Genomic DNA, 21,088 nt, shown 5'->3' with positions numbered 1-21,088 from the left:
TCGTTCACTTACCTGTGGAAATTTTTGTTTGTCCGCGTTGATGCGGGTAGACTGCTCCACCTGTTTGACTTTGGAGTAGTAACCATGAGCGAAACGACAAGTTGGCAACCCAGCGCGCCTGTCGCTAATTTGTTGAAGCGCGCGTCGATAGTCGCCGCTATCCGGCGATTCTTCACCGATCGTGGCGTACTGGAGGTTGAAACGCCGGCGATGAGCCGGGCTACGGTAACAGACGTCTTTTTGTGCCCGTTTCAGACTCGCTTCGTCGGGCCGGGCGCCGCGGACGGCATGACGCTGTATCTGATGACCAGCCCGGAATACCACATGAAACGCCTGCTGGCGGCGGGCAGCGGCCCCATTTTTCAGCTGTGCCGCAGCTTCCGCAATGAAGAGTCCGGCAGATACCATAATCCGGAATTCACCATGCTGGAGTGGTATCGGCCGCACTATGATATGTACCGCCTGATGAATGAAATGGACGATTTACTCCAGCAGGTGCTGGAGTGTGAAAGCGCGGAAATGCTTTCATACCAGCAGGCGTTCCAGCGTCATCTGGAAATCGATCCCCTGTCGGCGGACAAGGCGCAGCTGCGCGAAGCGGCGGAAAAGCTGGGATTGGGCGACATTGCCTGCCGCGAAGAGGACCGCGATGCCTTGGTGCAGATGCTGTTTGCCTTTGGCGTTGAGCCGAATATCGGGCGCGAAAAGCCGGCGTTTGTTTATCATTTCCCGGCGACGCAGGCGTTGCTGGCCGAAATCAGTACCGAAGATCATCGCGTCGCCGAGCGCTTCGAGGTCTATTTTAAAGGCATTGAGCTGGCGAACGGTTTTCGTGAATTAACCGACGGCGATGAGCAACGCCGGCGTTTCGAACAGGATAATCGTAAACGCGCCGCTCGCGGCCTGCCTCAGCAGCCTATCGATGAAAATTTACTGGCGGCGTTAAAGCACGGTCTGCCGGAGTGCGCCGGGGTGGCGTTAGGCGTCGACCGCCTGATTATGCTGGCGTTGGATGCCGAAAGGCTGAGCGACGTGATCGCCTTTTCCGTTGAGCGTTCCTGATATTATCGGGCCGGGCGCGCGCTGTCGCACCCGGCCGATCCCTTCTTTATTACAGGCTTCCCGCCGTGCGGTTACTGGAGGTCAACGTTTTTCTATTGCGCGATAAACTCTCCATCCGTACCTGAAGCGGCGGGAACGGCATCACCAGATTGTTCTTGCGGTAATTTTCCAGAATCAGCTGGTGCAGCTCATGGCGCAGCGGCATGCGGTGGCCCATTTCGGCGGCGAAAATACGCAGTTCGAAAATCTGGATCCCCTGTTGCAGGTCAACCAGGAAGACTTCAGGCTCCGGCGTATCCAGGATCAACGAACAGCGGCTAATCGCGTCCTTCAGCAACTCGGTGACTTCTTTACTGTCGGCATCCGCCGGCGCCGGAACGGTCATCACCACGCGCGTTACCGAATCGGACAGCGACCAGTTGATAAACTGCTCGGTGATAAAGGCCTTGTTCGGCACGATAATCTCTTTGCGATCCCAGTCGGAAATGGTGGTGGCGCGGGTATTGATGCGCATCACGCTGCCGGTGAGCTCGCGAATGGTGACCGTATCGCCGATGCGGATCGGCTTCTCGAACAGAATAATCAGCCCGGAGATAAAGTTGGCGAAAATCTCCTGTAGGCCGAAGCCCAATCCGACGCCCAGCGCGGCCACCAGCCATTGCAGTTTGGACCATTCGATGCCGATAAGGGAAAACCCCATCAGGCTGCCAATCAGCATCAGAATATATTTGCTGATGGTGGTGATGGCGTAGCCGCTGCCCGGAGAAAGCGCCAGATGCTGCAGCAGCGCCAGTTCTAGCAGGGCCGGCAGATTACGCACCACCTGCGCGGTGATGACAAAGATAAGCACGGCGATCAGCACCGAGCCCAGCGTGATGGACTGTACGCTTTCGACGCCTTTTACCGTACTGCTGACGTCCCACAGGCTGATATTTTCCATAAAAGCGAACGCGGAATGAATTTCCGACCACAGCACAATCACCGAAACCAGCGCGATTAGCGTCAGGATAGAGCGCACCAACTGCAAGGATTTGGCGCTGATGGCGTCCAGATCCACCACCGGTTCTTCAATGGCTTCCGAACCGCTCTCATAAGAGGCGCCGGACGGCGCGTCCTCTTCTCCGCGCGCGCGCTGCGCCAGAATCTCCGAGCGCCGGTTTTTGGCGCGGTCGAAGGCGATACGCCGCCGCTGGATAAGCATCCAGCGGCGGATAATATGATAAACCACCAGCAGAAAGAACCAGATGGAGACCGAGGTTTCCAGCCGCACCAGCAGAGCCTGCGCCGTAGCCAGATAGCCGATGCAGGACGCCAGCGCGGCCGCCAGCGGCGCGCAGATCAGCAGGTTCCACATCGCCCGGTTGACGGAATTCTCTCCCGACCCTTCTTTATCCAGATAAAGGGGAATGCCGGCCCGTTTCAGACCGGTGGTGACCAGGCTCAGCGCCAGACAAAGCAAAATAAAGCACAGGCGCCCCAGGGTACTGGAGAATTCGCGATCGTTAAGCTTATCGAAGGTGATCAGCGCCATGATCAACGGCACGATAAAGGCAATCGACAGCCGGTAGTAGCGCATCGCCCGGGCGACCCGTTCCGGCGACCAGCGGAAGTGGACGATAAACAGCCCCTGAGGATGGGAGAACGACGCGCTGATCATCACCACCCACATTAACGGCACCGTGGCGGTTACGCTGTCGCCGATAGCCACGGCCACCGGATAGGGCCAGGCGTTTTGCAACCCGTAACCCAGCGCGGCCCAGAGCACGGGCAGCGGCAGCGCCACCAGAATCGACCAGAACACGGTACGCAGCGTCAGCATAAAATGGTCGAGCGTTACTTTCCCCACCCGGCTGCTGGCTCGCTCCATAAACGCATGGTAATGCCGACGGGAACTGATGCTGAACCCCACCAGCAACAGCGCCCCCAGCAGCGGGATCACCGTTTCCCGGCTGGTGACCATCATCACCATGGCGCTGCTGAGCTGGGTCAGGGTATCCAGCGACAGCAGGCGGGTGAGGTCCTGCACCAGCTTCAGCGGGTAGGAAAAGGTAATGGGATCGACATCCGCCACCCAGAAAAGATAGCGGTGCGCCGCTTCCCGGGTTTCGCTCAACGCGTCTTGCAGCTGATTGTTGGCCACCTTGAGTTTGGTCAATTCGAGGATTTGCGTGTCGCAGCCGGAAATCAGCGACGTCAGCAGATCGCGCTGGGTGCGCAACTGGTCGGTCAGGATGCGTTGCTGGGTATTGGTGAGCGGCGTGCCGTCATCCTGTTTTGCCTGGTCGACATCGTGTTGCTTATTAATCAGCTCCTCAAAATGCAGGCGCTGTACGCGCAACTGCGCCATATCGCTGTCCAGCAGTTGCGGCTTGGGCATTTCCGGCAGTCGGGCCACCTGCGCCCGCAGGGTTTCCCCCAGTACCGGAGAAACCCCCAACCACTGCGCCTGCTCGCGAATGGTGCTCAACGCCTGACGCACCTGCAGAGTATGGGTGGCGGCCTGACGCTGCTGCGAGGCGATAAGGTCCATATGCTGCGCCTGCTGATTCAGGGCCATGGACAGCTCGCGGTTGATGGTCAGCAGTGAACTGATGGCGGAAGGCAAACTGCCGCTTTGTTCCGCCAGCAGCTCCGTTTTTTCCAGCGCCTGCTCCGCTTCCCGTTGGCGCAGGCTGTTGATATTGCTGCGTAACCCCTGCAGCAGGGTATCCAGGCGGTCATGACGTTTTTTATACAGTTCGGCGCGCAGGCGGGACAGCTCCTGACGGCTGCTGGCGGACAGCTGCGCCAGCTCCAGCTCGTCAACCCGGCTTTTACGCAGCGCGGATTCCGCCTGCAGCGCGGCTAACTGCGCCTGCCCCAGCGGGGTGGTCGGCGATCCCAGCGACTGGATGCGGCTTTCTATCTCGCCGAGCGAACGGCTGGCTTCGGTTTGCTGCTGGGGAAGCTGCCCCAGGGAATCACTGATCTCCCGCAGCCGTTCCTGCTCCTGCTGAAGCTGGCGGGCCTGCTCCAATAGCTGGCTGCTGGTTTGCAGGATCTGCTGTTCGAGATCGTTGACGGATTGATTCTCCGAGATGGTCGACGGCTTCTCGTCTTCCGCCGTTATCTGCCGGCGGAGTTCCTGCACCAGCTTGGGAAAATCATCAATAACGCGTTGATACTGCGCCGCGCGCTCGCGAGATTCTTTTCGCTCCTGCATGGCGCTCAGAGCGGACTGCAGCTCTTCGACGATTTCGGTCTGATCGGCGGCGCCTTTGTTCGCTTCCGCCTGTTGTAATTGCTGGCGTAACTGCGCCTCGCTGGGCACCGGAGCGGCGAGCGAGGCGGTTGATAATAAACATCCCAGCAGAAAAGTCACAATCAGACGCACGTTCATCCTACCTTTCATTTACCACAATAACGGGGTGATTATTTACGGCGCCGCGGGGCTTCAACCCGGATGGTCCGTGGCGCCGGCGTTGGTATCCGCATCAGGGCGCGCAAGCGGCCCGGACGTCTCTTCTATGGCGTCGTCCGCCGGTTCATTATCCCGCACTTCCGCGAAAGGTTCGCCCACGCGGGTGACGCTCAGGCAATCGAGGTGGGCGGAAAACTGAATCCGGCTGGATGAGAACAGGTTGATCACCGTGGAGCCCAGCTTAAAGCGTCCCATTTCCTGGCCCTTCGCCAGTACGACCGCGCCTTCCTCGCCCGCCTGCGGGTAGGTCCAGCGTTTGATGATGCCTTCCCGCGGCGGCGTCGCCACGCCCGCCCAGACGGTTTCAATACTGCCGACGATGGTGGCGCCGACCAGAATCTGCGCCAGCGGGCCGAATGCGGTGTCGAACAGGCAGATAAGGCGCTCGTTGCGGGCAAACAGATTGGGCACGTTTTGCGCCGTCAGCAGATTGACGGAGAACAGATCTCCCGGCACATAAATCATTTCCCGCAGCACGCCGTCGCACGGCATATGGACGCGGTGATAGTCGCGCGGCGATAAATAGGTGGTGGCGAACAGGCCGTCGCGGAACAGGTCGGCCATGACGTAGTTGCCCGCCAGCAGCGCTTCCAGCGAATAATGGTGATTTTTGGCCTGAATCAGGTTGCCGTCGGCGATGGCGCCCAACTGAGACAGCACGCCGTCGGCCGGCTGTACCAGTCGCTGCGCGTGAGCGTCCACCGGGCGGACGTCGGGGCGCAGCGGACGGACAAAAAACTCGTTGAAGGTGCGGTAAGCGGCGGTATCCGGCTGCTGCGCTTCCTGCATATTGACCTTGTAGTAGCGGACGAACAGATCGATCGCCAGCTTGGTGAGTTTGCCCGCCGGTTTATCCGCTCCCCAGCCGGCCAAACGGGTCAGCCAGATTTTGGGCAGCCAATACTGTAATTTGATTTTGATGCGATCCAGCACAGTGAGCCTCTTGGATTAGTGATGCGCCATAAAATAGGGGATAAAGGCGGCGCATTGTAGCGATGGATAAGATAAATGTCAGTTATCCGTATCGGAAAAGGTTTTACGCGTTTTTACCTGAGCCATGCTTTCCAGAATGCGATGGTAGTTATCAAAGCGCTCGGCGGCGATTTCGCCGCGTTCCAGCGCCGCGTTAATCGCGCAGCCGGGGTCGTTCTCATGCCGGCAATCGCGGAATTTGCAACTGCCGATGTATTGGCGAAACTCAATGAAACCCTGGGTAATCTGATCGGGGTCCAGATGCCAGAGACCGAATTCACGCACCCCGGGCGAGTCGATAACATCTCCGCCGTGCGGGAAATGATACAGCCGGGCGGCGGTGGTGGTATGTTGCCCCAGCCCCGAGTTATCCGAGACCTCATTCACCAGAATACGTTCTTCTTCCAGCGCCAGCAGGGCGTTGAGCAGGCTGGACTTGCCCACCCCCGACTGTCCGGCGAAGATGCTGATGCGACCGGTCAGCGCCTGCTCCAGCTCGATAATGCCCTGCTGCGTATGGCTTGACACCATAATCACCGGATAGTTGAGGGCGCGGTAGATATCCATCAGGCCGTCGACAAAGCGCCGAGCTTCGTCATCCAGCAGATCGATCTTGTTGAGCACGATCAGCGGCTCGACCTCCAGCGTTTCGCAGGCGACCAGATAGCGATCGATGATATTGAGCGACAGCTCGGGAAGAATGGCGGAAACGATCACGATCTGATCGATATTGGCGGCGATCGGTTTCACGCCGTCATAGAAATCGGGACGGGTCAGCACGGAACGGCGCGGGTGAACGGCTTCGACAATGCCGCTGATGCCGGACAGGGTTTCATTGCCGGCGCGCCACACCACGCGATCGCCGGTGACCAGCGACTTAATGGTGCGACGGATATTACAGCGATGCACCACGCCGTCTGCGGCTTCCACATCGGCATGCATACCGAATCGGCTGATGATAATGCCCTCCTGAGACTCGCCCAGCTGGCTATCTTCCCATACGATCTTGCTTTCGGAATGCTTAAGGCGGCGCTGGTGATTGGCGCTGACCCGGCGTTGTTGACCTTTCGACAGTTTCTTTTTGCTCACTGAGCCTCACTTAATACTATTATGATCGCCACGACGCTGTTTATCGCCCATGGAGATAGCAGCGACTATAATAACACCCTATTTGATTAATGCTGGTCACTTAAACCTGGTGTTCTGGATTGACGCGCCATGGTCGTCAACCGGCGGGCAACAGCACAGGCTAAACAGGAATACCTACGATGGTAGATGAAAACAACCTAATCTGGATCGATCTTGAAATGACGGGATTGGATCCCGAGCGGGATCGCATTATTGAAATTGCAACGCTGGTGACGGACGCCAACCTCAACGTATTGGCCGAGGGGCCTGTTTTGGCGGTACACCAGCCTGACAGCCAACTGGCGCTGATGGACGACTGGAATGTGCGCACCCACGGCGCCAGCGGTCTGATTGACCGCGTTAAGGCCAGCAAGGTGGACGATCGCGCGGCGGAGCTGGAAACGCTGGCCTTCCTGCAAAAATGGGTGCCGGCGGGCAAATCGCCCATTTGCGGCAACAGCATCGGCCAGGATCGCCGTTTTCTGTTTCGCTATATGCCGGAACTGGAAGCCTACTTCCACTATCGCTATCTGGATGTCAGCACGCTGAAAGAGCTGGCGCGCCGCTGGAAACCGGAAATCCTGGCCGGTTTTAAAAAGCAGGGTACCCACCAGGCGATGGATGATATCCGCGAGTCGCTGGCGGAGCTGGCTTATTACCGCGAACACTTTATTCAACTTTAGACCGGCTTGGGCAGTATCAGAGGGCGTTCGGCGAGCCGGCCGGGCGGAAAACCGGCCCGACGCGCCGTATGCTGATGGATGAACGTTTTAGCGCGAATTGCTCTTTTTATCGGCAGTCAGATGGTTTTTCATATTCGGGGGCTTGCGGTCGAAAGGATTTTTCGTATAATGCGCACCCCGTACCGATACACAATTTTGTATCCGTACGCCACTTCCCGAGCGGGAATAGCTCAGTTGGTAGAGCACGACCTTGCCAAGGTCGGGGTCGCGAGTTCGAGTCTCGTTTCCCGCTCCAATTTCTTTTCTATAGATGTCCACCGATGTCTGTAGGTCTATGAAAAAAGAGCGAAAAGCTCTTTTTTTGTTTCCAAAGCAATCCATTGAAAACCACCCACGGCCAGCCTTTTTAAGGCCAGAATTGAGGCCAAAAAAACAGGGTGGCAACGCGTTCCGGATTGTTGCTGGGATCAAATAAAGGCAATGACAAGCATAGAGCCTGAGTCTCAACCTGGAGCTCTTGTCATGGCACTTTCCGATCTTATTATCCGGCAGGCTAAAGCCAACGGTAAAACCTGTTATCTTCCTGATTGCGATGGCCTCGGTCTGGTTGTTTCGCCGGTGGGCGGTAAGTCATGGCATTTTCGCTATTACTGGCTGGGTAAACAGAAGCGCCTCTCTCTGGGCCGTTATCCTGCAATCGGCTTACGCAAAGCGCGCGCATTGCGCGATGAAGCTCGCGAGCTGTTGGCTAAAGGCATCAACCCCTGTACTGTTCGCAAACAAAAGCGGCAGGCCGCGCGTCTGGCCGCCGGACACAGCTTTAAAGCCCATCGCGGAAAAAGTGCGTACGTGGTTTAACCAGCTGTTTCGCTTTGCGCTGGTGAAAATTGAAGGGCTGGAAACTAACCCGGCGTCGGATTTGGACGTAGTGGCGGCCCCTAAACCACCTGTCAGGCATAATCCCTATCTCGCTATCCACGAGCTGCCGCCGTTACTCAAGACGCTGAGCAACTACGCAGGCGATATGCAAACGCAGCTTGGCATCCGGCTGTTGCTATTGACAGGGGTTCGCACCGGAGAACTGCGGCTGGCAACGCCGGATCGGTTCGATCTGAAGCGTGAGCTATGGATCATCCCGCCGGAGAATATAAAGCAGCTGCAGAACGCTATGCGCAGGCACGGTAAACAAGCTCAGGCTATTCCGCCATGCGTTGTGCCGTTACCCGCTCGACATTGTGCATCATCTGCTGGCGCAGATGAAACCGGCTCAAAAATATCTGCTGACCCATCGTAGCGATTTAAAGAAACGTATCAGTGAAAATACGCTTAATGGCGCGCTGCGCCGTATGGGGTATGCGGAACAACTAACCGGCCACGGTATTTGCGCTACGATCTGTCATCTTTCATGCCCCAGTTCCCGACTAATGATTTGCCGCGCCTCACGGTCGATGGCTTGTTGCTCCGGCTTCAATTGGTCATAACCGGGACCACCGGCAGCGGGGGCCAGCCAGCCGGTCAGGGTTTCATAGCGCATCTGGGCGTAACGATGGAGTAAACCTTGCATGCCGCTTAGCCCGGCGTTTTTGCACTGGCCGTCATACAGATGCCGCTGCTGGATATAGGTTTTCTGCGCCGGGATTGACGTTGGCGCAGATCGAATAAACGCTAAATGCAGGGGCGGGGACAGCGTTATCTGCTAACGTCGAGGGTAAAGAAAGAACAGTATTATTTGGTGTGAATCGGGTTTTGAGCATGATTCTTTCTCAGATAGGTAAGGTGCGGCTAAATCTGACTGTCGGCTAAGAGCGTGAAGCGGACACAGCTAACCAACCAGCAAGCTAGCCTCGTGCGTCACTAAGTTGCATTATGCGACAATTTGTCGCATAATCTTGTCTGTAGTGCGTCAAACACTGACGTATCGATTGAAACCACCCCAATACCTTACTGGCACGGGTGACTACATCATGAGGTTTAAAATGGCAACAAGTATCCGCTTAGATGATGATTTTGTTGAAGAAGTGAAAACATACGCAGACGCGATGAGCCGTAGCGTGCCCAAGCAGATTGAGCACTGGGCTAAGATTGGCCGCATTGCTGAGGACAACCCCGATCTGCCGTTTTCCTTCATCAACGAAATCCTGCTGGCGAAATCAGAAATGGACAACGGGAGAATGAAGAAGTATGTGCGCAGAAAAGACAGAGCAGGAAATTGAGGTTTACCAGTCAAGTCGCTTTGAGAAAGCTTTTAAACGCCTGAACAAAGGGGAGCAGGACAACGTTGATGAAGAGATTGATCGCATCATCGCAAACCCGGAGATAGGCGAACGCAAGAAAGGCGATCTCAGCTATCTGTGGGTGCATAAGTTTTACATGGGGAAGCAACAATACCTGCTCGGCTACACATGGCTGGACCAGAAACTGGAAATCTACCTCCTGAGTTTGGGCACGCATGAGAATTACTACGATGAGCAAAAGCGGCACCGCAAAGCCGACCTGAAACTAATCGGGTAAAGTTGAGTAAGCAAATTCAGCTGTTTAAAACAGCGAGTTATCCCGTGATTCCCTCATCAATGAGGGAAACAGTTCCCATCGCCCGAAACCACAGCGCCGCCTTATCCCACCACACCCCATATTTGATCTGCTCTCCATTGATTAACACAGACAGATGTAAGCAGCGTCTGCTCCTGGCACTGAACTGACGGTCAAATATAATCTGCCTCAGAATAGCAATATGTGAGATTAAGTATGAGCCAGCACAACACTTAATGTTAACACCAAGCGATTTTGGCGTACTTTAATTACCACATTTAAGCCGCCATCAAATTCCAAAGTTCTCTCGAAACCGATCAATCTGATGCATCCGCTCGTGTAGAACCGTCACGATACCGATGTCTCCGTTTGATAGTCTGCGCCAGTAGACAATATGTTGCTCGTAGAGAAAAAAGAAACCTTCTACTCCAAATTCGGCGGGTATCGGTCGCGATATGACTTCATGTGGCTCTATCCTGGTAAATGCCTGAAACATGCCGGTAATGTAGTTATCCGCTTGCTCTGCACCCCATCGTTCGCGGGTGTATCGGTAGATCTCGTCAAGACGATAAGAGGCGGTTTCTTGTATGCGAACATTAGCCATACGGTCAGGCCTTGTTGCGTGCAATGATATCGGCAGCGGTCAGGGATACGTATGAAGACTCTGGTGCAGCAAAGGCATTAGTCAGTTCCGCTTTAAGCCGCTCGAATGCTTCCGCCTCCACCCGCTCTTTGTCCCGGCGGATCAGGTCTCGGACGTACTCGCTGACGTTGTCGTAAGCGCCGTTTTCGCCTACGTTGGCGGCCACGAAGTCGCTCAGCGGCCCTTTGAGGCGAACGGTCATTGTCGTGGTTCGGGACATGGTGTGTACCTCATTGATGAATTACGTATTGAATATAATCAAAAAACAATACAAAAACAACGTCGGACCCTATGCCATAAGGTGTAAATTATATGAATAAAAACTCATATTTTCATATGGTTATGAAACATTGGCATATTGTGTTTGGCGCGGGGATAATATTAATCGGGAAGGGCGATTGAGCTTTGATGGCTGCCTAAAGGCGCTGTTAACTCGTTAACTTGACCAGTTCCCAAAACAAGGCTAATTTCAAGGCTCAACTGATAATGACTGTATCGAATTAGCGTTAATAAACCAAGAATTAGCAACTCAGCGTTTGTCTCGTTTCCCGCTCCAATTCTTGTTCTATAGACATCCAGAAAAGTCTGTAGCCCTCTGATTCAACAGGCTAATCGCTCTGTTGAGCATCCAGCGAAACCCGCTGAAAACCACCGTCAACCACGCCTAAGTAGTACACAAATTAGTACATGAAAATCGGGTGCGTTATAGGTGCCTCCTTATAAGTTCGTGGAACTAAAACGGGTGTGCTTACAGAGGAGCAGGCATGCCGTCGCATCTTGTATCGGGCACTATTTTAATCATCTTAATAGTCTGGATATATCGCTCAAACCTGTGGCGATTCAGGGTGTCATTGTCTTGCAAGCACTCCTGTAGTTAACGACTTCAACCCGGCCCCTCGCTTCCCGCCGCCAGCAGCGGTACCAGGATGTCGCTAATGGGTGTAGGAATACCCTGTGAGCAACCATAACGCTGTACCACGCCGTTACGTATATCCCATTCCAGTGGGCGGTTGGCCTGTCGGTCGGCGAGAATAGAGGTGCCTAAATCCGCAGGCGCATGTTGAAAACCGTCAACGATCTCCTGCGGAACGTTATCGTGAAGTACCGCACCTTCCGCACGCGCTACCGTCAGACATTCACGCAGATAAGCCAGGGCCAGCTGTGTTATGTCTTCGCGTGAGAACATCCCCGCACGGCGATTTGCGAGCACCATCAGACCCGCAACTGCATTCTGAAGTAGTTTGCGCCAGGCTATCGAGAGAAAATCGGCTGACAGCTCAACCGTGCAGCGCGTGCCGCTGAGCGCATCAGCGACCTGTTGTGACTGCGGCACATCCGGCAGCGTCAGACGCGGTTTGGCGCGCAGCCAGACTGAAGCATCCGGCTCGCGCTGTGCCGGAAACCACACGACTGAAGGTAGCACAGTTGCCCCGTTGACGTAGGGTTCCAGCAGGGTTTTCTGCTCGACGCCGTTTTGCAGGGCACATATTACGGTGTTTTCATTGCACAACGCGGCCAGCCAGTCGGCGCCGTCAGCCACCTGGGTGGTTTTCACCGCAACAAAGACCAGATCGAATGGATGGGTGACCGTTGACGGATTACTCAATACCGGACCTGGCACCACAACTTCACCATCATCGTGACGCAGAATTAACCGCGGATGCGCGGTGCGCCCGCAAAGGACTGGCGTGCGGTCAACTTCATGCAGTACAGCGGCGATGGTGGTACCGATGGCACCCGGACCAATAAGAGCAATCGTGGGATGGTCAGACATTTCGTATTCTCCTGATTTGATTAACCCATCATCAGTGTGCCGGCGGCAATCACCGTACACGCCAGCATTTTTCTCAGCGTTAAGGTTTCGCCGAGAAACAGATAACCCAGTACAGCGGCAAACAGTACGCTGGTTTCGCGCAGCGCTGAGACGGCTCCCATCGGTGCAGCCGTCATCGCATAAATAATGATGCCGTAAGCCATCAGCGACACCAGCCCCCCCGCCGCCGCACTGAATAAACCGGTCCGCACTGCCGCGTAATAAGGCATTCCAACTGGCATGCAGCAGGGCGGCGAACAACGTCAGTAAAATAATATGAGTGGGCATGCGCTGATGCTAAACAGCCCCTGCCCGGATTTGAAGTGAAATGTTGCCATCGTGGTATGAGCAAAGACTCATGCTTTAACCGTAACAAAGCTGTGCCTGTTGTGATTGAGCGAGGAGCCAACTGCGGAATTTTAGGATGTGCGGCTGCGTTTCAGTGCCTCCCGGGCAGACAAAGTAATAGGCGGCAGGTGAGGGGAACGTTATGTCAAAGAGACGCACCAGGCTGCCTTCGCGGATTTCTTTTTCAACGTGTCCGCTGCGCGCTAATGCAATGCCCTGACCCAGTAACGCCGCTTCAATCGTCATATTGGTGTCAGCGAAGCGTACGCTCTCGTGGAGCACATCGGTATTCACGCCGACCTGCTTAAACCATGTGTCCCATTTTGGTACCAGGTCGGCACCGTCACGCGTCAGGAGCGGGTAGCGCAGCAATTCGGCAGGGTCACTCGGGGCGCCTAAACGTTGTAAAAGGGCCGGGCTGGCAACCGGAAAGAGCTGTTCCCGGAACATAAACTCCGAATGCAAAGCAGGATAATTACCGTGACCGAAACGGATCGCCACATCGGCATCTTCGCTCGCGAATCTAATGGCGCTATCTGTGCTTTCGATCGTCACCAGGATCTCCGGATGCACACGTGCCAGATCTGGCAGGCGAGGTAACAGCCACTTTAGCGCGAAAGAATAGGTGGTGTTGACGCGCAAACGCACCCGGCCTTTTTGTTCACGCAGGTCGGCAAGCGTGGTTTCCAATTTGCTAAAGAATTCGCGCACCAGGGGAGCGAGTGCGGCGCCAGCAGGCGTTAGTCGCAAAGTTTTACCGCGCTGAAAAAGCTGTAGCCCCCACATTTCCTCCAGACTTTTAAGCTGATGGCTGACCGCACTTTGCGTAATAAATAACTCTTCTGCGGCTGAGGTAAACGTGGCGTGGCGAGTGGCGACTTCAAAGGCGCGCAATGTGGCTGTAGGGGGGAGGTCACGCATCACTCTGTTCCTGTTAATGAACTAACACTCATAACACGATATGCCGGATCCTTTGCAAAAGATACGGCGACAGAGTGATAAGTAAAGCAACCGGGAATATTACGGATAGTCGTACAGCGTTAGCTTCAAGGCTTAACTGATACTGAAAGTATCAAATTAGCTTTAATAAACTAAGACTTAGCTACTCAACGCTTGTCTCGTTTGCCGCTCCAATTTTTTCTATAGACATCCGAAAAATATGTAGCCTATTGATTTTACATGGTAATCTCTCTGTTTTGCATCCAGCGAAATACGCTGAACCACCTTTAACTGCGCCTTTCCGTGCTTGGTTAAATCATTGCCGTTAAAACGAGAGCGTCCGCCGCCACGGGTAACAGGAATGTTTAAACGCTTAGCTGGATATAAGCATTTTTTTAACATCGGTTTTCATATGACGATGAAAATTTGCCTTGGCTTGTGTTTTTTTGCGCTGCGCTCAGGTGCTTGTTTGTGGTTTTTTTGTTTTTATTTTTTGTTTTATTTAGTGGATAAATCTATTTACTCCGTTAATTTTTATTGTTTTTAGCCTTTTGTTTTATTTTTCCCAGCGACCTCGACTGTCAGGCCGATGTCATTCATTTGTCTAAAATGAATAAAGATTGTCTTTCTGACCTGCTCGCTTTAAATGCGCTCTGCCAGAGTGCACGCGTCGGCATGTGGAGGGGAGGCTGGAAAGAGCAACAAAGTTAACTTACCAATAATATGAAGTGTCACGAGATGTTTATGGGGACTTGATTTCACTTTGGTCAGTCGGGATAGTCCTATAAAAAGGTAAGTGAAAATCTTTAGGGCTGGGCAGGTTATTTATTTTTGTCTGCGTCCATTTAATTTATAACGATTATTTTTATTTAGACAAAGGCACTGGCATGGTTTATCCGGAGCAATCCATCTCTCGTCTGACAAAAATGCTTTCTCCCCACGCGCATGCTGCAATACCCTCGGAGGTTGTAAGAGGGAAAAGGCGTTATCATCTTCGTTCTTCTGGTGAACAATTTATCTATTTTCTCGATGAAGGTGAATTTTTAATAAAAAGAACCCGCGATAACAAAGTTATCTCGGTGATCCTGTCTCCGACCATAGTCGGCTGGTCTTTGGCGGCATTGAAGAGTGATGATATCTATATTGAAAGAGTCGACTACGGCAAAATAAGATGTTTGCCATTCAATATCGCGCTACGGGTGGTTACCGCCTATCAGCGATTTGATGATGTTCTGATTATCGTTAATTTCTGGTTTCATTTTCTGATTGATTTTAGTGCCGATAACGACGGCGATTCGGTATCTATAGTGAAAAATATGCTGCGTTCGCTTAACAAACTGCCGCCGGATGTCCGGCGGCGCTATACCGCGTTAACCTTTATTGCCCAGAGAACCTCGCTTTCTAAAAGCACCATATTCAGGGTGTTAAAGAAATTGCAGGCGGAAAAACTTATCGAGTTAGAACGCGGGCGGTTGAAAAAAATAGCTTTTAGCCAACCCGTTGTCTGCTGAACCGCCGTCGATGGCGGCATTCGGCTTTTCCTCGCATTCACCCCTTGCGGGCTGCGCTTTTCTCTTCCTGATGCGAAGTAAACCCACGTACTATTCCCGCCTATTGGTTTCCTACCAGAATAAATTCATTGTGTAATTGTAACGCTGCGTGAAATAGTTATTGCTATTGTATTTTTATATTGATTGTTTTCTGGTTTTTTTAATTATTTAAATTGATTGCAGTCTTATTAGTTCACTTTTTATTTTTCAGAAATGTTAAGTGTTTTATGGTAATGTTTATATGACGAAACAATAAAAAAACATGCATATTTATATGAGGTCTATTTATTTATTTTTTATGCTGCTAATTACCTCCCTAGACTACTGCTGGTTTGGTTTTTTGTGCTTTTTTTATGCTTTTTTGTGGTGCTTTTATCCGGTTTTTTAGGTTCTCATCGCGGCTGATTGGTTTTTTAATCCGCATTATTCCGATTTTGGTCTGGCGCTCGAAATTTATTGTTTCCGCAAATACTTAAAAGGCAGGATAAATTCTGTGCATGCAATGATTTCTCAACTCCATCGCTTCTGGCTTTATATAAAGTCAGCCGTTCAGGTGTGCCTTTATATTGATGCCGGATAGATCTCGGTTGGTGAGAAATACCCATGTGGTTGAAAGCCACATTCATTTTTGGACTATTTACCTAGCCTTTTATTGGCAATAAGGAATCGTGACTTATGCGTAAAACTCTACTCAGCGCTTTGATCGGTGCGTCCGTTTTGTCAGCCGGTTACGCCGCTCTGGCTGAGGCGGCTACTACTACGGCTGCCGGAGGCACTGTGCATTTCAAAGGACAGATCGTTAATGCGGCCTGTGCGGTTAGCACCAACTCTGCCGACCAGACGGTTAACCTGGGACAATATCGCACCTCCAACTTTGCTGCGGCAGGCGCTTACTCCGGTAAAGTTCCTTTTACGATCAAACTTGAAGATTGCGATACCACAGTATCCACCACGGCCTCCGTTGCCTTTAGCGGATCGTCCGACAACAGCGATAACACCGTTCTGACCACCAGCAACATTAGCGGCGGGAGCTCCGGCGCCGCTTCTGGCGTAGGCATTGAAATCAGCGACAGTAAAGGCACCGTACTGTCGCCGAACGGCGCCGTTTACTCCAACGCGCAAACGCTGACCAACGGCAGCGGTAATACCCTGAATTTCAACGCGCGTTATAAATCCACGCTGGATGCCGTTACCGCGGGCCAAGCGGATGCGGATGTCACTTTTACCATGAAGTACGAGTAACTATCGGTACATGCAGGGACGAGGAACGGCTGCCAGGGACGGCGCCATTTCCGATTATCAGAAGAGACGGCGTTATGGAAAAGACCATCGCCGCTTCCAGCGTTTCCCTGGTTCCGCCCCCGCGAATGGTGACGGGGCTCGCTGTATCGTCGGCTGCGGACCTGGCATAGCCCGAACGAATTCATCGTATGGCCGTCAATCAGTTATTTTTCATCTATGAGGTTTTGCGTGTTTAATACAACTTTTTTCCGCCTCGCTCTGACTGGCGCGGCGTTTCTTTCTCTGGCGACGCTGTCGCTGGCGGCCAAAGCCGGCGGCGTGGAATTAGGCGCGACAAGGGTTATCTATCCCGCTGGTGCGGCTCAGAGCTCGCTGGCAATCATCAATACCGATAATAAAACCCCTTTTCTTATCCAGTCCTGGGTTGAGGACAATAGCGAAAAAAAGAGCGCGGACTTCGTCGTTACGCCGCCGTTGTTCGTCGCCAAACCCTCGGGCGAAAACACGCTGCGTATCATGTACGTGGGGGGAGAACTGCCGACCGACCGGGAGTCGGTATACTGGATGAACGTAAAAGCGATTCCGTCCGTCGACCGCAACGCCATTCAGAATAAAAACGTGCTGCAACTGGCCGTTCAGTCGCGCATCAAACTATTCGTCCGGCCTGAAGGTCTGGCGCAGAGTCCGAGCGATGCGCCGGCTCAACTGCGTTTCCACCGTCAGGCTGATTCCCTCGCCATCACCAACCCGACGCCCTATTTCGTCACGCTGGTTAACTTCAATATAGGCACACGAAAACTTCCCAACACCATGGTGCCGCCAAAAGGAAACGCCTCCGTCGCACTGTCCGCGGATGCCCGTGGCGAGGTGACTTTCCAGTCAGTCAACGACTATGGCGCCAATACCCCCCGGACTACCGGCAATATGCAGTAGTTGCGGACGGTGGCGCCGGTGAGGCCCGAACCGGGCATGGAATAAAGGAAACGTCCGCCGCGTTACGCGGTACGTTCCGTCACTTCTTCAGGAGCTTTTCGTATGCGGCCATTTTATTGCAAGCGCAGCCCCAGACATCAACGCGTAACGGCGAGATGGCGCCGGTCGCCGTTATGCCGGGCTATCGCATTATGTGTGGCATTACCTGCGGCCAGCGCTTATGCCGAACTGTTTTTTAACCCGGCGTTCTTGTCCAACGACCCCGCCGCGGTAGCGGACCTGTCCCGCTTTGAGCAAGGGAAAGGGCAGCCGCCCGGCGTCTATCACGTCGATATTTATCTTGACGGCGAATATGTGGCGACGCGCGATATCAAATTTAACGCGCGCCAGCCGGTATCCGCCGACGCGGCGCAGGAGGATGATTCGGGGCTCGATCCCTGCATTACCCGTCCCCAACTGGAGGCGTTCAATGTCAATATCAAGGCGTTTCCGACCATCGCCAACGAACCGGCGGATCAGTGCGTGGCGCTGACGCGCCTCATTCCGGATGCGCACACGACCTTTGATTTCGAACTACAGCGCTTGAATGTTACGCTTCCCCAGGCGTCGCTCAACAACAGCGCACGCGGCTATATCCCGCCGGAGCAGTGGGACGACGGCATCAACGCCGCGCTGTTGAATTACGATTTCACCGGCAGCAACACCTCCGGAGACGACAGCAGCAACAACTATTTTCTCAATCTGAACAGCGGGCTTAACTGGCGCGGCTGGCGGCTGCGCGACTACTCCACCTGGAACTACTACAGTTACCAGGGGCGCCGTACCCACGACTGGCAGCACGTTAATACCTATCTGCAACGCACGATTGTTCCGCTAAAAAGCGAGCTGACGCTGGGCGACAGCAGCACGTCGAGCGAGGTGTTTGATAGCCTCGGTTTTCGCGGCGTACGGTTGGCCTCCGACGATAATATGCTGCCGGACAGCCTGCGGGGATTCGCGCCCACCCTCCGCGGCGTGGCGAGAAGTAATGCCCGCGTCACCGTGCGGCAAAACGGCTATGTGATTTATCAAACCTATGTCCCGCCGGGCGCTTTTACCATCGACGATCTTTACCCTACCACCTCAAGCGGCGACCTGGTGGTGACGGTAACCGAAAGCGATAACAGCACCAATAGTTTCACCATCCCCTATTCGGCGGTACCGGTGCTACAGCGCGAGGGGCGCGTCAAGTATGCGTTGACCGCGGGTCAGTACCGCAGCAACTACAGCCAGCAGGATAAACCCGAATTTGGTCAGGGCACGTTGATCTGGGGGCTGCCCGCCGGCGTCACGCTGTATGGCGGGTCGCAGCTGGCGGATGACTATCAGTCCATGGCTCTTGGCGCCGGTAAAAACTTGGGGGAATGGGGCGCGTTTTCGGCCGACGTCACCCAAGCCTACAGTACGCTGGCGGATGGCAGCGATCATCAGGGCCAGTCGCTGCGCTTTTTGTATGCCAGGTCGTTAAACGCCTTAGGCACCAACTTTCAGCTACTGGGCTACCGCTACTCCACGCAGGGTTTCTATACCCTGGATGAAACCAGCTATAAGCGGATGAGCGGCTATAGCATCGATACGGTAAGCGTCCGGCCGGTTTACCAGGACTATTACGACCTCAACCATACTAAAAAGGGTAAGGTCCAGGTGAATATCACCCAGCACCTTGGGGACAACGGAACGCTCTTTTTCACCGGCAGCCGACAGGATTACTGGCACACGGACAAGACCGCCGATTTGTGGCAGGCGGGCTACAGCGGCTCCTGGGACGGCATCAGCTATAGTCTGACCTACAGCTATAACAAGAACCTGGGCGTAGAGGCGGATCGCCTCGTGGCGTTTAATCTCTCGTTGCCGTTAGGCCAATGGCTTAGCGGCGGCGGCCGCAAAACCGATATAACCCGTTCATCCAATTCATCCTACCTGACCTATAACGCCAATACCGACACCCACGGACGCAATATCCAGCAGGCCGGCGTCAGCGGCACGCTGCTGGACGACAACAATTTAGGCTACGGCGTGCAGCAGGGTTACGGCAGCCAGGGGATCGGCTATAGCGGCAATGCCAGCCTCAATTATCAGGGCGAGTACGGCAACAGCAACGTCGGCTACAACTACAGCAAGGGGTTCCGGCAGGTACATTACGGCGTGAGCGGCGGCGTAGTGGCGCATGCCAATGGCGTCACCCTGAGCCAGCCGTTGAGCGATACCAACGTGCTGGTCAGCGCGCCCGGCGCCAGCGGCGTAAAACTGGAGGACGTCACCGGCGTCAGCACCGACTGGCGCGGATACGCGGTGGTGCCTTATGCCACCAGCTACCGGCGCAATCGCATCGCGTTGGATGTCAACACGCTGAACAACCATACGGAGGTCGACGACGCGGTAGTGAACGTCGTGCCGACGCGCGGGGCGCTGGTGCGCGCCAACTTCGATGCGCGCGTCGGGGTTCGTGCCTTGATCACGCTACGGCAACGCGGCGGTAAACCCGTGCCGTTCGGCGCCGAAGTGCGTCGAGCCGACAGTAACGGCACGGCGATTGTGGGCGATAACGGCCAGGTTTTCCTCTCCGGACTGTCGCCCAAGGGCGTGCTGCTGGTGGCGTGGGGGGCCTCTGCGCAGCAACAGTGCGCCATCAATTATGCCCTGCCGGCAGGGAGTGAAAACAAGCCGATGACTTATGCTAAGGCGGAATGTTTATGATAAATAAAGTGAAAATGTTAATCAGCGCGTTGGGTGGAAAACCGCGGTGGCTATGCCCGGCGCTATTGCTGCTTCTTTGCCCGCACTCTGTTTTCGCGACGCAGTGCAATACCGCCGCCGGCTCGCCCGTGACCTATGATTTTGTTTTTCAGTTCGCTTCACAGCAAAACACCGTCGGTTATACCACCGGATGGAATGAAAAAAGGGACAGCGGTTCGTATACCATTAGCGGGGGATGCAATACCAAGGATACGGTCTATTACACCGCCCAGCCCGGCCCGTCGCTCAGCCTGGCCTCTTCGGAGAGCGGCATGAACTGGTATGATATTACCGGCAATGATTACCTGCAGATCGCCTCGCAGATGTACGTGTATAACGCGTCGGGCGGCAGTACCTATAACAATGTTCCCTTTGTCGACCTGTCGAACAATTGCAACGGCAGATGCGGCGGACAGGCGACGACGGGCAGCCGGGTGCGGGTGAATTTTCGTATCAAGCGTAAGTTCGTCGGCGTGACCACCATCCCGCTGACGCCGGTTTTCTATCTATACGGCAACCAGGGGGGAACCGGGCAGGGAACCGGCTCGCCGCTGGTGGTCGGATATATGAGCGGGTCGATGACGGTGCCGCAAAGCTGTACGCTCAACTCGGGGCAGGTCATCGCCATCGATTTTGGCTCTATTTCCACCGGGTCGTTCAAAACGGCCGGCGCCAGACCCGACGGCGTCAATCCGGTAAGCCGGACGATAGGCATTGCCTGTAACGGGATTGACGCTCAGGCCAGTCTGACTATGCGCGTCCAGGCGGATAATACCTCCGGCAATATCATCGTGTCCGATAATCCCGACGTCGGCTTTGTGATTACCGATAGCGGCAGCAGCCCGCTGACGCCGAACGATCTCTCCAGCGTGCTGCCCTTTAGCCTGGATGACGCCTACAGCGCCAATGTGACCATCACGGCCTATCCGGTGAGCGTGACCGGGAATAAGCCGGCGGAGGGCGTTGTGACCGCGCTGGCTTATTTGCGAGTCGATTTTGCCTGAGGAGGAG

At 54.4% G+C, this 21,088-nt stretch carries 19 protein-coding genes, 1 tRNA gene and 1 pseudogene; 12 read left to right on the top strand and 9 right to left on the bottom strand.

What is annotated here, in order from left to right:
• Window positions 1-84: 84 nt before the first annotated feature.
• Window positions 85-1,062 carry an elongation factor P--(R)-beta-lysine ligase gene (gene epmA, locus DDT56_RS20465; RefSeq protein WP_136168233.1) on the top strand — a complete coding sequence of 326 codons (978 nt, stop codon included), beginning with the start codon at window positions 85-87 and terminating at the stop codon, window positions 1,060-1,062.
• A 49-nt stretch (window positions 1,063-1,111) separates the two neighbouring features.
• On the opposite strand, the gene mscM is transcribed toward epmA, so the two are convergent.
• From mscM to rsgA, 3 genes are all read right to left on the bottom strand, one after another.
• On the bottom strand, window positions 1,112-4,435 hold the full coding sequence (gene mscM, locus DDT56_RS20460; RefSeq protein ID WP_136168258.1) for a miniconductance mechanosensitive channel MscM: 3,324 nt from the start codon (window positions 4,433-4,435) through the stop codon (window positions 1,112-1,114).
• Between the two features lie 60 nt (window positions 4,436-4,495).
• Window positions 4,496-5,455 (bottom strand): archaetidylserine decarboxylase, encoded by a 960-nt coding sequence (gene asd / locus DDT56_RS20455; protein ID WP_136168232.1) that lies wholly within the window; start codon window positions 5,453-5,455, stop codon window positions 4,496-4,498.
• 78 nt (window positions 5,456-5,533) lie between these two features.
• The gene (gene rsgA, locus DDT56_RS20450) at window positions 5,534-6,583 is read right to left on the bottom strand and encodes a small ribosomal subunit biogenesis GTPase RsgA (RefSeq protein ID WP_136168231.1); all 1,050 of its coding nucleotides are present in this window, start codon (window positions 6,581-6,583) and stop codon (window positions 5,534-5,536) included.
• Window positions 6,584-6,762: 179 nt separating this feature from the next.
• On the opposite strand from rsgA, the gene orn reads away from it, so the two are divergent.
• The 4 genes from orn to DDT56_RS25260 all read left to right on the top strand — a co-directional run bounded on the left by orn (window position 6,763) and on the right by DDT56_RS25260 (window position 8,599).
• A complete protein-coding gene (gene orn, locus DDT56_RS20445; RefSeq protein ID WP_009111259.1) occupies window positions 6,763-7,305 on the top strand; it encodes an oligoribonuclease in 543 nt (180 codons plus the stop codon).
• Window positions 7,306-7,524: 219 nt separating this feature from the next.
• Window positions 7,525-7,600, top strand: a tRNA-Gly gene (locus DDT56_RS20440).
• A gap of 227 nt (window positions 7,601-7,827) precedes the next feature.
• Window positions 7,828-8,163, top strand: coding sequence for an Arm DNA-binding domain-containing protein (locus DDT56_RS25265; RefSeq protein ID WP_470287759.1), 336 nt, complete (start codon window positions 7,828-7,830; stop codon window positions 8,161-8,163).
• Window positions 8,147-8,599 carry a tyrosine-type recombinase/integrase gene (locus tag DDT56_RS25260; protein ID WP_470287758.1) on the top strand — a complete coding sequence of 151 codons (453 nt, stop codon included), beginning with the start codon at window positions 8,147-8,149 and terminating at the stop codon, window positions 8,597-8,599. Before DDT56_RS25265 ends, DDT56_RS25260 begins: the two co-directional genes overlap by 17 nt.
• A 102-nt stretch (window positions 8,600-8,701) precedes the next feature.
• Here DDT56_RS25260 and DDT56_RS24860 read toward each other — a convergent pair whose 3' ends face one another.
• Window positions 8,702-8,869: a hypothetical protein gene (locus DDT56_RS24860; protein ID WP_246856836.1), complete on the bottom strand. Its 168-nt coding sequence runs from the start codon at window positions 8,867-8,869 to the stop codon at window positions 8,702-8,704.
• A gap of 412 nt (window positions 8,870-9,281) precedes the next feature.
• Between DDT56_RS24860 and DDT56_RS20430 the strand changes: the two genes are divergently transcribed.
• Window positions 9,282-9,518, top strand: coding sequence for a ParD-like family protein (locus DDT56_RS20430; protein ID WP_136168230.1), 237 nt, complete (start codon window positions 9,282-9,284; stop codon window positions 9,516-9,518).
• Entirely contained in the window at window positions 9,487-9,816 is a 330-nt protein-coding gene (locus tag DDT56_RS20425; protein WP_136168229.1) for a type II toxin-antitoxin system RelE/ParE family toxin, read from the top strand. The genes DDT56_RS20430 and DDT56_RS20425 overlap by 32 nt, the downstream gene beginning before the upstream one ends.
• 307 nt (window positions 9,817-10,123) lie before the next feature.
• On the opposite strand, the gene DDT56_RS20420 is transcribed toward DDT56_RS20425, so the two are convergent.
• The 5 genes and pseudogenes from DDT56_RS20420 to gcvA all read right to left on the bottom strand — a co-directional run bounded on the left by DDT56_RS20420 (window position 10,124) and on the right by gcvA (window position 13,559).
• Window positions 10,124-10,438 carry a type II toxin-antitoxin system RelE/ParE family toxin gene (locus DDT56_RS20420; RefSeq protein ID WP_136168228.1) on the bottom strand — a complete coding sequence of 105 codons (315 nt, stop codon included), beginning with the start codon at window positions 10,436-10,438 and terminating at the stop codon, window positions 10,124-10,126.
• 4 nt (window positions 10,439-10,442) lie between these two features.
• Window positions 10,443-10,697 (bottom strand): ribbon-helix-helix domain-containing protein, encoded by a 255-nt coding sequence (locus DDT56_RS20415; protein WP_136168227.1) that lies wholly within the window; start codon window positions 10,695-10,697, stop codon window positions 10,443-10,445.
• 663 nt (window positions 10,698-11,360) lie between these two features.
• Window positions 11,361-12,251: an oxidoreductase gene (locus DDT56_RS20410; protein WP_136168226.1), complete on the bottom strand. Its 891-nt coding sequence runs from the start codon at window positions 12,249-12,251 to the stop codon at window positions 11,361-11,363.
• Window positions 12,252-12,271: 20 nt separating this feature from the next.
• A pseudogene (locus tag DDT56_RS20405) lies at window positions 12,272-12,499 on the bottom strand (EamA family transporter); the annotation flags it as partial.
• Window positions 12,500-12,653: 154 nt separating this feature from the next.
• Window positions 12,654-13,559 carry a transcriptional regulator GcvA gene (gcvA, locus tag DDT56_RS20400; protein ID WP_136168225.1) on the bottom strand — a complete coding sequence of 302 codons (906 nt, stop codon included), beginning with the start codon at window positions 13,557-13,559 and terminating at the stop codon, window positions 12,654-12,656.
• Between the two features lie 905 nt (window positions 13,560-14,464).
• Here gcvA and DDT56_RS20395 point away from each other — a divergent pair.
• The 5 genes from DDT56_RS20395 (at window position 14,465) to DDT56_RS20375 (ending at window position 21,081) form a co-directional block, all read left to right on the top strand.
• Entirely contained in the window at window positions 14,465-15,088 is a 624-nt protein-coding gene (locus tag DDT56_RS20395; RefSeq protein WP_136168224.1) for a helix-turn-helix domain-containing protein, read from the top strand.
• Window positions 15,089-15,802: 714 nt separating this feature from the next.
• Window positions 15,803-16,369, top strand: coding sequence for a type 1 fimbrial major subunit FimA (gene fimA / locus DDT56_RS20390; RefSeq protein ID WP_136168223.1), 567 nt, complete (start codon window positions 15,803-15,805; stop codon window positions 16,367-16,369).
• Between the two features lie 216 nt (window positions 16,370-16,585).
• Window positions 16,586-17,302, top strand: coding sequence for a fimbria/pilus periplasmic chaperone (locus DDT56_RS20385; protein WP_136168222.1), 717 nt, complete (start codon window positions 16,586-16,588; stop codon window positions 17,300-17,302).
• A gap of 102 nt (window positions 17,303-17,404) precedes the next feature.
• Complete coding sequence (locus DDT56_RS20380; protein WP_136168221.1) at window positions 17,405-20,038, top strand: fimbrial biogenesis usher protein; 2,634 nt, start codon at window positions 17,405-17,407, stop codon at window positions 20,036-20,038.
• Window positions 20,035-21,081 (top strand): fimbrial protein, encoded by a 1,047-nt coding sequence (locus DDT56_RS20375; RefSeq protein WP_136168220.1) that lies wholly within the window; start codon window positions 20,035-20,037, stop codon window positions 21,079-21,081. Before DDT56_RS20380 ends, DDT56_RS20375 begins: the two co-directional genes overlap by 4 nt.
• Window positions 21,082-21,088: the final 7 nt, after the last annotated feature.

Origin of the sequence: Brenneria corticis, assembly GCF_003115855.1 — a bacterium.
Taxonomy (GTDB): domain Bacteria; phylum Pseudomonadota; class Gammaproteobacteria; order Enterobacterales; family Enterobacteriaceae; genus Brenneria; species Brenneria corticis.
The sequence above is the reverse complement of the archived record's forward strand: the minus strand, read 5'-3'. Positions and strand labels throughout refer to the sequence as shown.